We start from the raw sequence: 11,276 nt of genomic DNA on the forward strand, positions 1-11,276 counted from the left end.
CCGCGGCCGCGTTGCGGGCCTGGTGGGACGAGCACCGCGCGATCTACACCCCGGTACGCACCGGCCTGCTGGAAGCGCTGAACTCGGCTCTGGCCGAGGCCGGTTCGGATGCGCCGACGGTCGCCGAGGTGCTGGCCGAACGCACCGAACCCCTGCTCGAGGAGATCCGCACCCGCCGCAGAGAGGCTCGCGCCGGCGTGGCCGCGGCCACGGCGCGCATCGAGGAGTTGACCGCCGAGCTCGAGCGGGTCGCGGCCCGGCGAGACGACGCGCCGCCCGCGTTCGCGGGCCGCTCCGGCCGGACCGGTGACCGGCCCGGCGCCGCGCTGTGGCGGCTGGTGCGCTTCGCCGACGACGTGCCGCCCGAGACCGCGGCGGGCATCGAGGCCGCGTTGCAGGCCGCGAACCTGCTGGACGCCTGGGTCTGCCCGGAAGGCGAGCTGCCGCCGGACTACGAATCCGATCAGTTCTTGGTGCCGCTGCCCGCATCGCAACGCCCGACCGGTCGCACGCTCGCCGACGTGCTGGTCGTGGAAGACGATTCGGACACGCTGGCGGTGCCGCGGCAGGTCGTGGCCGGTGTGCTCGCTTCCATCGCCCTGCACGATGGCGCGGGCGAACCGAGCGGGGCGGTGGCGATCGGAGTGAACGGCGCGTTCCGGCAGGGCGTGCAGATCGGCCGCCACCGCAAGACCGACGCCGAGTTCATCGGCGCCACCGCGCGCGCCAAGCGTCGCGAGGTCCGCTCGGCCGAGTTGACCGCGGCTGTCGCGGCCGCCGAGCAGGACCGAAGCGTCGCCGGACAGCGGGAGGCCGACGCCGACGCCGAACTCGCGCGAATCTCCGCCGCCGCGAAGGCGCTCCCGCGCCCGACCGCGGTGACCGCCGCTTTGCGCGCGATGTCGGAGGCCGCGGGCGTGCTGCGATCGCGCGCGGAGGCCGCCGCCCAGGCCGAGCGCGATCTCGATCAGGCGGTCGCCGAGGTGTCGGCCGCGGAGAAGAAACTGCGCGCCGCCGCCGCCGCACACCGCACACCGCGCACCGCCGGGGAGATCGATGCGCTGGCCGCGGCCATCCGGCATTTCGAGAACACCGGCACGGGATTGCTGCGGCTGCGCGGGGACCACGAGCGCGAACGAGAGCGCGCACGCGAAGCCGACGACCGCTTGACCGAGGCCGCCGACTTGGCCGAGGCGTTCGCGGAGGAGGCCGAGGCCGCGCGCACCGGATACGAGGAACAGCTGCGCAAGCTGGAGACCCTGCGCGAGGCGCTCGGCGCGGGCGCCGCCGACATCGACCGGGAGCTGGAGCAGGCCCGGCAGCGGATCGAAGCGACCAAGGCCGCGCAGAAGGCCGCGCGCAAGGCCGCCAACCAGGCCATCGAGGCGGTCGGCGACGCCGAGGCCGCCTACCGCACGGCGCACGAGTCGCTGGCCACCGCGCTGACCGAGGTGCTCGCCGAGGTGAAAAACCTCGCGCCGTACGCCCAGCCGGATCTGCTGAGGCTGCTGGGCGCCCCCGCCGACGCACGCTGGCCGAGCAGTGCGGCCGCGTGGTCGACGCCCGAGCAACTGCTGTACCGGATCGCGACGGCAGGGCCGGACGCAACACCGGGGGTGCTGCCCGACGAAGTCGCCGCGCTATTCGACAACCTCACCGCGGCCACCGCGGCGGTGCGCGCGAGCGAGGCGACGCGCAAGTCCACGCGCACGGCGGTGACCGCGGCGTTGCAGGAGTTCGACGCGGCGCTGGCCGGGTCGGGCCGTGATTACCGGCTGCAATGGGACGCCGCGGACGGGTTGACCGTCGTCCAGGTGCACGACGAGCACGGGGTCTCGGCACTGGCCGACTTCGCCGCCCGCGTCGACGCCGCGCGCCGGGATCAGGAACTGCTGCTCACCGACGCCGAGCGGCGCATCCTCGAAGACGCCCTGCTGACCGGCCTCGCCCAGCAGATCCACGAACGCACCAGCGACGCGCGGGATCTCATCGCCAGGATGGGCGCGGAGATGAAGCAGCGGCGGATGTCATCGGGCAACACCATCGGCGTGCACTGGGTGCTCGCCGACAGCCTGTCCGACGCGGCGCGGGCGATGTGCAAGCTGCTCGACCGGGATGCCTCGGCGCTGACGGCGGAGGATCTGGCGGCGATCCGGGCGCATTTCGCCGCCGAGATCAGGGCGGCGCGGGCCGCGCACCCGGAACGCTCCTACCCGGAGATCCTGGCCGCGACCCTGGACTACCGCACCTGGCGGGTGTTCTCGTTCACCTTGATCTCCGCCGACGGCAGCGAGGACAAGCTCACCGTGGCCAGGCACAGCGCGCTCTCCGGCGGGGAGCAGTCGGTGTCGCTGCACCTGCCGCTGTTCGCCGCCGCGCACGTCATGCTCGACTCGGCCGACCCGCAGGCCCCGCGCCTCCTGGCCCTGGACGAGGCATTCGCCGGTGTCGACGACAACGGCCGCAGCGAATTGCTCGGCCTGAGCGTGCAATTCGACCTCGACCTGTTCATGACCGGCTACGACCTGTGGATCACCTATCCGCATGTCCCCGCGTGCGCGCACTACGACCTGGCGCACGCCGCGGCCGAGAACACCGTCAGCGCGACCCTGCTGGTGTGGGACAGCGGCGACCTGCTCGCCGAACACGACGGCACCGATCTCACCACCGCCCTCGGCTCCCCCGATCGACGCAGGCTGCCCACCACGATCGAAGGCGCACTGGAACTCACGCCGGTGACCTAGCAGTTATCTGGGGCGGGTGGCTCACAGGCGCACTCCGGCACGTCGCGCCCGGGCCGGGCCGAGCCGAGCCGAGCCGAGCCGAGCCGAGCCGAGCCGAGCCGAGCCGAGCCGAGCCGAGCCGAGCCGAGCCGAGCCGAGCCGAGCCGAGCAAGGATTCCAGACGGCCCGGCGGTGCCCCCAGCCCGGCGCATAATTTCACCGCTTGCCGCCGCGCCCGGCCGCCACCGTGGCGCCGATCGTCATGGCGTCCTCATCGCCCCCATCGGCCCCGCGGGAGCAGCGGTCGGCGGCGCGCCCGCATCCGCACCGGGCTGCCGATTGCGTTCTACCGACCCGGCCCGGTCACCGCACGCTGGCGTCGGGCAGCATGAGCAGGCATGGTGTGCCCGGCACGTTCGTATTCGAAGATGTCACATCCCACAAACCGGCCCGGTCACCGCACGCTGGCGTCGGGCAGCATGGGCGGGCATGGTGTGCCCGGCACGGTTTGTAGCTCGAAGTGCCACCATTCGTTCTCGAACGATCGGCACAGCCCCCATCGGTAGCCGTTCGCTTCGAGCCAGCGCGCGCCCTGCTGCGGACCGACGTCGACGGCGTCGCCGGACACGTGCGTCGACTCCTCCGGCGGCAGCACCCAGCGGCGCGCGTTGTCCGGCCCGTAGGTCGCCACAGCGTCCTCCCACAGCGCCTGCTGCTCGGCGGGCGTCCGGTAGCCGGACGTGATGGACAGGGGCACCCCCTGCGCGTGCGCCTCGCGTTCGGCCAGGGTGTACGCCAGCGCCAGCGCGGGATCGAGCCCTTCGGTGCCGGTCGCCGAGCCGGCCGACTCGCGCCGCTCGATGGCGACGGCTGTGTCGGCTCGCGCCTCGCCCGCCGAAAAACCGGCTGTGACCAGCGCCGGAAGCGCTACCACCGATAGTCCCGCCGCGATCAGGCTCCGCCCAGCATTCCCAAGCACCATGCGCCGATGCTATCGCCTGCGATCACGTATGCCGGGTATGCCCCGATCCCATATGGGCGGCAGGGGTGTTCCCGCGGTGTCGGCGCATGACTTCACCGGTGACTCATACTGGTCGGGCAGGTGATTGCCGCACCTGTGCCCGGCTCGGAGACACGGACAACGTGAAGCTGTCGAGCGAATGCGGCGACCGTGCCCTACCCCAGTCCGCGGCAGTGCGAGCCAAGGTCCTTCGGTTCGCCCCCTGCTCCGATCACCTCCCCGCATCCGGCGTCGAACGCACCCCGTTGTCCACACCCGAATCGGCGAATACCGATGGGCAGCGACGACAACCGTGCCATGGCTCGCAGCGCGCGCAACGTCCGCACGACAATCGCCGCACCGATCGGCACCATGTGGACAACCGCGAGCGAATTCCACAGAAAACTCCACAACTTGGGATAATGCCGATCTGATATGTCCTTTATGCCCCCAATCTCCCTTGCACAGCAAACGTTTCGCTCCGCCTGGAACGAGTGATGTCCACAATCTGTGCACGTGCTGTGGATCACATCACCACTCGGTCTGTCGTCGATCTCGAATCATCCGTCGATAAGCGGCTTTTGAGTGATTTGCGCCGGATCGGGGCGTCCGACGCGATGAGATCGGATCTCCGCGAGGAACTTTCGCGTAGCGATGCGTCCCTTTCGGTCTGTATGTCGTACCCCTCCGGGGCATCGGCAAACGGACGCACTGCGCGAATCCCCCGCGCCCGCCGCACGGCGAACGATCCGAAGCCCCAGAACGCACTGCGGGCGGCCGGCGCTCGTGCCGCCGGCCGCCCGCAGTTCGGGTGGATAATCCACAGATGTCGGGAATTTCACATTCCCTCCCCAGCCATGTGAAGACCGGCCGCACCACACGGCACGGCCGGATCACATTCCGGGCGTACCTCTCAGCGCGCTCGGACGCGACCGGGACGAGGTCATCGGCACACCCGCTCGGCGAATCCACTCCGCCGCTTCCCTATTGCGCGCGATCCGTTCCAGGATCTCCCCGTCGTGCGCGCGGGCGTACGCGAGCGCCAGCCTGATCTTGCTCGCGTGCAGGTCCGACTTCGCGCTGAGCACGGCGATCCGGCGCTCCACCGGACCGTCCAATTCGCGCAGGCGCGCAACGACTTCCCAGACCTCGGGACCGGCCGTCAGCGCGGCGCGCCGGTCGTGCAGCGGACCGCGGAAGACGATGCCGGGGTGGTCGAGCTGGTCGACGCCTTCCTGGATCAGGCGATCGAGCAACGCGGTACAGCTGGTTCCCTCGCGGGCAGCGCGATCGGCCAACCGGGAGGCGGCCGACTCGGTGAGACACAACGCCGTCGGTACTGGTCTGGACGTGCTCATAGCTCTCCTCGACCTGCATCGGTGCCGGTTCAACGATGTTCTTCGCTAAGCGTGCCCGCTGCGACGGCACCACCGCCCCGGTGATCGGGGTGACATCGTCGTGTCCTGGCCCGCCGCTGCGGGCCGGGACGACGGCTCAGACGCGCTCTTTGGAGCGGGTGCGCACGCGCAGCGCGATCGGCTTCTGCGTTTCGGCGAAGAAGTCGTTGCCCTTGTCGTCGACGACGATGAAGGCGGGGAAGTCCTCGACCTCGATCTTCCAGACGGCTTCCATACCCAGTTCGGGGTACTCGAGCACCTCGACCGACTTGATGCAGTCCAGCGCCAGCCGGGCGGCGGGCCCGCCGATGGAGCCGAGGTAGAAGCCGCCGTGCTCCTTGCACGCCTTGGTCACCTGCGCGGAGCGGTTGCCCTTGGCGAGCATGACGAACGAACCGCCCGCCGCCTGGAACTGGTCGACATAGGAGTCCATCCGGCCCGCGGTGGTCGGCCCGAACGAGCCGGACGCGTAACCCTCCGGCGTCTTGGCCGGGCCCGCGTAGTAGACGGCCATGTCGCGCAGATAGTCCGGCATCGGCTCGCCCGCGTCCAGCCGCTCCTTGATCTTGGCGTGCGCGATGTCACGGGCGACGACCAGCGGACCGGTCAGCGAAAGCCTGGTCTTCACCGGGTATTTGGACAACTCGGCACGAATCTCGTCCATCGGACGGTTCAGGTCGACGCGCACCACGTCGCCGCCGAGGATGGCGTCGGTCTGCTCGGGCAGGTACTGCGCGGGCTCGCGCTCGAGCTGCTCGAGGAACACGCCCTCCGCGGTGATCTTGGCCAGCGCCTGCCGGTCCGCCGAGCAGGACACCGCGATGGCGACCGGGCAGCTGGCGCCGTGCCTGGGCAGGCGCACGACCCGCACGTCGTGGCAGAAGTACTTGCCGCCGAACTGCGCGCCGATACCGAAGGACTGGGTCAGCTTGAAGACCTCCTCCTCCAGTTCCAGATCGCGGAAGGCGTGCGCCGACAACGAGCCCTCGGTGGGCAGATTGTCCAGGTAGTGCGCGGAAGCGTATTTCGCCGTCTTCAAGGCGAACTCGGCGCTGGTGCCGCCGATCACGACCGCGAGGTGGTACGGCGGGCAGGCCGCGGTGCCGAGCGAGCGGATCTTCTCGTCCAGGAACTCCAGCATCCGGGTGGGGTTCAGGATGGCCTTGGTCTCCTGGTAGAGGAACGACTTGTTCGCCGACCCGCCGCCCTTGGCCATGAACAGGAACTTGTAGGCGGGGTTCGCCGGATCGCCCGCGGTGGAGTACAGCTCGACCTGCGCGGGGAGATTGGAGCCGGTGTTCTTCTCCTCCCACATGGTGATCGGCGCGAGCTGCGAGTACCGCAGATTCAGCTTGGTGTAGGCGTCGAACACACCCCTGCTGATCCATTCCGCGTCGTCGGCGCCGGTCAGCACGCCCTCGGACTTCTTGCCCATCACGATCGCGGTGCCGGTGTCCTGGCACATCGGCAGGATGCCGCCCGCGGAGATGTTGACGTTCTTGAGCAGGTCGAGCGCGACGAAGCGGTCGTTGCCGCTGGACTCGGGATCGTCGATGATCTTGCGCAGCTGGCCCAGATGCGCAGGACGCAGGAAGTGACTGATGTCGTGCATCGCCGTTTCGGTGAGCAGCCGCAGCGCCTCCGGTTCGACCTGCAGGAAGGTGCGCCCGTTGTGCTCGAACGTGCTGACGCCCTCGGTCGTGAGCAATCGGTAGGGGGTGTCGTCCGCGCCGATGGGCAGCAGGTCTGAATAACGGAACTCCGGCGCGGTCACCAGTCGCACTCCTTCGAACGGGCCCGAACACCGCGAACGGCCGGGCTGGTCACGAGCACAGCGAGCCTAGCCACCGGCGCGCACGCCCTGCTGGTTAGGCAACCCTATCTCGGACAGTTGGCCGGCAAAGGTTGCACGTTCAACCCCGGTGATGCTACCTCTCATTCCGGAGAAAGCGCCCGGACGTCCGAGTCCGGCCGCGCGCGGACCGTTCGCGCGCCGCACGCCGCGGCGCGTGACGTTCTCGGTACAAGTCGGAGTTTGGAGCGCTGTCGTGACCGATCCCCATTGGCTCGATGACGTCGAGATGCGCGCCTGGCTGGGCTTCGTGCGCACCCGCGATCTCATCGCCGCGGCGGTCGGGCGGGATTCCACCAGGGAGTCCAACCTCACCTACGTCGAATACTCGGTGCTGGCCTATCTGGCCGAGTCGCCGGACCACCGGCTCACCTTCGCCGACCTCGCGGCGAAGCTCGAATGGTCGCAGAGCAGGCTGTCCCACCAGATCACCCGGATGGAGAAACGCGAGCTGGTCGCACGCGAACCGATCCCCGACGACGCCCGCCGCACCGCGGCCAAGCTCACCCCGCGCGGCGCCGACGTGCTCACCGACGCCGCGCCCGCCCACGTGCGGAGCGTGCGCAGGCACATGATCGACATCCTCGATCGCCAGCAGCTGGCCGCCTTGGCCGACATCTACGACACCCTGCTGGCCCACCACCGGCGCGCGGCGGCCGAGCACTGACCGTTCAGGCGGGCGTGGCCGCGTGCTCGGCTGGATCACTTGCCGCGGAGGCGTTTTCGGGCAACCCGAGCGCTCGCTCGAAGCCCGACGGCACCACCACGTCCGAACGGTCCAGATCGGTGACGCGCGTTTTGCGCAGGCCGAGCAGCGCCGAATCGATGCCGCCGCGCAGGATGTCGAGCACGTTCTCCACGCCTGCCTGACCGTTCGCGGCCAGGCCCCACAGATAGGCGCGCCCGATCAGCACCGCGCGCGCACCCAGCGCCACGGCTTTCACCACGTCGCTGCCGCGCCGGACGCCGCCGTCGAGCAGCACCTCGATCTGCGCGCCCACCGCGTCGGCCAGCACCGGCAGCGCCCGGATCGCGGCCGGGGTGCCGTCGAGATTGTTGCCGCCGTGGTTGGACACCGAGATCGCCGCGACGCCCGCGTCCACCGCGCGCAGCGCGTCGTCGACCCGCATCACACCCTTGAGCAGGACCGGCCCTTCCCACTGCTCACAGATCCAGCGCACGTCCGCCCAATCCGGCGCGGGCGTGCCCATCCATTCGCCGTAGGCGCCGAAGAACCCCGGTGCGGGTGCGTCGCCGATGGCCATGTTGGGCGCGGTCAGATCCGGGATGCTGCCCGACCGCGCATAGGTCGCCAGCCATCGGGGACGCGCCAGGGTCTGCGGTGCGAACTTCAGCATCGTGCGCAGATCCAGCTTCTCCGGGATGACCGGACTGCCCCAGTCGCGCCCGTGCGAGAAGGACCAGTCCAGCGTCAGGATCAACCCGACCGCGCCCGCCCGCTTCGCGCGCTCCATCCGCAGCAGGATCTCGTCCTTGCCGCCGCACCAGTACAACTGGAAGAACGTCGCCGGGTTGGCCGCGATCACCTCCTCGATCGGCTTGCTGGCGAACGAGCTCAGGCCCATCGCGATGCCGCGCGCCGCGGCCGCCCTGGCGACGGCGACCTCGCCGTCGGGATGCACCGCCTGCACACCCGTCGGCGAGATCAGCACCGGCATCGAAACCCGCTGTCCCAGCACCGTCGTGGACTGGTCGCGCTCTCCGATCGGCCCCGCCACGTGCGGCGCGAAACCCAGTTCGGTGAACGCCCGCTGGTTGTCCTCGATGGTCTGGCCGCGCTCGGAGCCTGCGATCAGAGCGCCGTACACCGACTTCGGCAGGCGCTTCTTCGCCCGCCGCTGCGCTTCGGCGACGGTCTCGAACCACGGATTCATGTTCCGGTCCTTTCCGGGGAGTTCTCCGGCCACCACAGCCGGGTTCGGTCGAGCAGGTCGGCGCTCAGGTGCTCGAGCAGGGCCGCGCCCTCGGCGGCGGTCGCGCCGGCCGGGTCGCCGAGCACGCCGTTGGCGCTGACCGCGCGCACCCCGCCGCTGCGCAACAGCGGCAGCAGCTCGGCCAGCGGACGGGTGTCACCGGCCGCGGCGCGGTCACCGCGCACGCGCTCGGGCGCGAGCGCCAGTTGCAGCGCCGTCTCCGACCGGCCCGCGTGCGGGTCGCCCTCGAAGCGCGGCAGGTACAGGCGCACGTCGCGGGATTCGGTGCGCAGCAGTTCCGTCGCTCGCCGTAGCGGTTCGATGTTGCCGCCGTGCCAATTGACCAGCAGGATCCGTGCGAAAGTATCGGTCGCCGAGCGGCACAGCTCGACCACCAGCAGTTCCAGCGCCGCCTGCCCGATCGACAGCGTGCCGGGAAACCCCGCGTGCTCACCGCTGGCGCCGTACGGGATCGCCGGCGCGACGAGCACGTCCGCGCGCGCCGCCGCCAGCCGGGCACACAGCGCCACGGCGACGTCGGTGTCGGTGGACAGCGGCAGATGCGGGCCGTGCTGCTCGGTCGCGCCGACCGCGACGGCCAGGATCGCACCCGCGGCGGCGCCCGCGTCGGGCCAGGTGAGATCCGTCAACATGCGGCGACATTATCGTCAGTCACTGACAAAATCAAGGGTCGCCGCGGGCCGAGCACAATCGAACGATGCTGGAGAACCGGGCCACGCGCGGCCGCCCACGCGGCACGACGAAACGCGAACTCGAACTGATCGCCATGCGACTGTTCAGCGAGCAGGGTTTCGACGAGACCACCGTCGAGCAGATCGCCGCCGCGGCGGGCATCAGCGGACGCACCTTCTTCCGGTACTTCCCCACCAAGGCGGAGGTGCTCTGGTCGCAGTTCGACGACGAGGTCGCCGCGCTGCGCGCCGCCTTCGCGACCGTCCCCGACAATGTGCCGATGATGACCGCGGTACGCCGAGTCGTGGTGGAGGCCAACAAATATCGCGCCGAGGACGTTCCGGAACTGCGCACCCGCATGCAGCTGGTGGCGACCATACCCGCACTGGCCGCCACGGCGGGCGCGCACTACGACGCCTGGGAGCGCGCTGTGAGCGCGTTCGCGGCGAGCCGGCTCGGTGAACCGGAGGACGGGCTCATCCCGCTCGCGGTCGGCCGGACCACGCTGGCGGCGGCGCGCGCGGCGTTCGACGCCTGGCTGGCCCGCGCGGACGCGGACCTCACGGTGTATTTGGAGGAGGCGCTCGCAGCGCTGGAACGCGGGTTCGCTACGGTGCCGTGAGGTATTCCCGCACTCGGACTTCAGGCGAGCAACCGGCAGGTTTCGGCGGCGAGTCGGGTGGGGTATGACTAGGCTCGGAATCGGCAAGCGCCGAACGCACACAGATCCCGACTGAACCGTCGAAAGGGGCAGGAGTCCATGTCCGAGGTGTCCATGAGCCTTTCGGCGGATTCCCTGACCGCGGGACCGATCGACCAATTGCTTCCGCAGCTCGTTGAGCACCTGCGCCAGAACCGCACCGCGCTGCGTGAAGAGTGGGCGCGCCGCATCGCCGACGCCCAGCTGCTCACCGCGATGACCCCGGAGGAGATCTTCTCCGAGGCGACCTCGATCTACGACGGCTACGTCGACGTGCTCGAGACCGGTAGCGTCGAAGCGTTGCAGGCCTACGCGCGCGATCTGTCCGAACGCATCATCCCGAGAGGCGTCGAGACCGACGAGGTCATCGGCATCGTGCTGTTGCTGCGCGACGTGCTCGCACGCAGCCTCTTCGAGAAGTACCAGTCGGACTTCGAACTCCTCAACAAGGTGCTCGACGCCTACGAGCCGGCCGCCAACCGCATCGCCAACACCGTGACCGTGTCGTTCGTGCAGGAGCGCGAGCGCGTCATCCGCCAGCAGCAGGAAGCCATCCGCGAGCTGTCCACCCCGGTGCTGCAGGTGCGTGAGCAGCTGTTGATCCTGCCCATCATCGGCGTGCTGGACAGCCAGCGCGCCCGCCAGCTCACCGAACAGCTGCTGCGCGCCATCCGGGCCAACCGCGCGAAGGTCGTCGTCATCGACATCACCGGTGTGCCCCAGATCGACTCCACCGTGGCCAACCACCTGGTGCAGACCGTCGACGCCTCCGGGCTGATGGGCGCGAACGTGATCATCACCGGCTTGTCCTCGGAGATCGCGCTCACCCTGGTCACCATCGGCCTCGATCTGTCGAAGATGAACGCGGTCGGCGACCTGCAGGGCGGTATCGAGGAAGCGGAACGACTGTTGGGCTACGAGGTTTCCCGCGTCACCGAACGGGTTACCGAACGCGACGGCCGCTGATCAGGCGCGCC

General features: G+C 69.9%; 9 protein-coding genes. 4 read left to right on the plus strand and 5 right to left on the minus strand.

Annotated features, from left to right (window positions below; translation table 11 throughout):
- On the plus strand, positions 1–2,744 hold a 2,744-nt coding region (locus NB3_RS12570), incomplete at its 5' end, for an SbcC/MukB-like Walker B domain-containing protein (protein WP_280516580.1).
- A 433-nt stretch (positions 2,745–3,177) separates the two neighbouring features.
- Here the strand turns inward: NB3_RS12570 and NB3_RS12575 are convergent.
- The 3 genes from NB3_RS12575 to NB3_RS12585 all read right to left on the minus strand — a co-directional run bounded on the left by NB3_RS12575 (position 3,178) and on the right by NB3_RS12585 (position 6,894).
- A complete protein-coding gene (locus NB3_RS12575; protein WP_084486180.1) occupies positions 3,178–3,705 on the minus strand; it encodes a M15 family metallopeptidase in 528 nt (175 codons plus the stop codon).
- A 911-nt stretch (positions 3,706–4,616) separates the two neighbouring features.
- Positions 4,617–5,081, minus strand: a complete 465-nt coding sequence (locus tag NB3_RS12580; protein WP_218020576.1) for a hypothetical protein — start codon at positions 5,079–5,081, stop codon at positions 4,617–4,619.
- Positions 5,082–5,217: 136 nt separating this feature from the next.
- Positions 5,218–6,894 carry a fumarate hydratase gene (locus NB3_RS12585; RefSeq protein WP_067801708.1) on the minus strand — a complete coding sequence of 559 codons (1,677 nt, stop codon included), beginning with the start codon at positions 6,892–6,894 and terminating at the stop codon, positions 5,218–5,220.
- Positions 6,895–7,168: 274 nt separating this feature from the next.
- Here NB3_RS12585 and NB3_RS12590 point away from each other — a divergent pair, with 274 nt between their 5' ends.
- Positions 7,169–7,639, plus strand: coding sequence for a MarR family winged helix-turn-helix transcriptional regulator (locus NB3_RS12590; RefSeq protein ID WP_067801434.1), 471 nt, complete (start codon positions 7,169–7,171; stop codon positions 7,637–7,639).
- A 4-nt stretch (positions 7,640–7,643) separates the two neighbouring features.
- Here the strand turns inward: NB3_RS12590 and mftD are convergent, their stop codons facing one another.
- Together mftD and mftE are read right to left on the minus strand one after the other, a co-directional pair.
- Entirely contained in the window at positions 7,644–8,867 is a 1,224-nt protein-coding gene (mftD, locus tag NB3_RS12595) for a pre-mycofactocin synthase MftD (protein WP_067801437.1), read from the minus strand.
- Positions 8,864–9,559, minus strand: coding sequence for a mycofactocin biosynthesis peptidyl-dipeptidase MftE (gene mftE, locus NB3_RS12600; RefSeq protein WP_067801439.1), 696 nt, complete (start codon positions 9,557–9,559; stop codon positions 8,864–8,866). Before mftE ends, mftD begins: the two co-directional genes overlap by 4 nt.
- Before the next feature lie 65 nt (positions 9,560–9,624).
- On the opposite strand from mftE, the gene mftR reads away from it, so the two are divergent.
- Together mftR and NB3_RS12610 are read left to right on the plus strand one after the other, a co-directional pair.
- On the plus strand, positions 9,625–10,221 hold the full coding sequence (gene mftR, locus NB3_RS12605; protein ID WP_067801442.1) for a mycofactocin system transcriptional regulator MftR: 597 nt from the start codon (positions 9,625–9,627) through the stop codon (positions 10,219–10,221).
- Positions 10,222–10,359: 138 nt separating this feature from the next.
- Positions 10,360–11,265: an STAS domain-containing protein gene (locus NB3_RS12610; protein WP_039798458.1), complete on the plus strand. Its 906-nt coding sequence runs from the start codon at positions 10,360–10,362 to the stop codon at positions 11,263–11,265.
- Positions 11,266–11,276: the final 11 nt, after the last annotated feature.

Origin of the sequence: Nocardia beijingensis NBRC 16342 (assembly GCF_001612785.1) — a bacterium.
GTDB lineage: Bacteria > Actinomycetota > Actinomycetes > Mycobacteriales > Mycobacteriaceae > Nocardia > Nocardia beijingensis.

Bases quoted from the DNA above. Each gene is read 5' to 3' on its own strand.
- NB3_RS12575 (WP_084486180.1), bottom strand. From the start codon at position 3,705: ATGGTGCTTGGGAATGCTGGGCGGAGCCTGATCGCGGCGGGACTATCG.
- NB3_RS12580 (WP_218020576.1), bottom strand. From the start codon at position 5,081: ATGAGCACGTCCAGACCAGTACCGACGGCGTTGTGTCTCACCGAGTCG.
- mftD (WP_067801437.1), bottom strand. From the start codon at position 8,867: ATGAATCCGTGGTTCGAGACCGTCGCCGAAGCGCAGCGGCGGGCGAAG.
- mftE (WP_067801439.1), bottom strand. From the start codon at position 9,559: ATGTTGACGGATCTCACCTGGCCCGACGCGGGCGCCGCCGCGGGTGCG.
- mftR (WP_067801442.1), top strand. From the start codon at position 9,625: ATGCTGGAGAACCGGGCCACGCGCGGCCGCCCACGCGGCACGACGAAA.
- NB3_RS12610 (WP_039798458.1), top strand. From the start codon at position 10,360: ATGTCCGAGGTGTCCATGAGCCTTTCGGCGGATTCCCTGACCGCGGGA.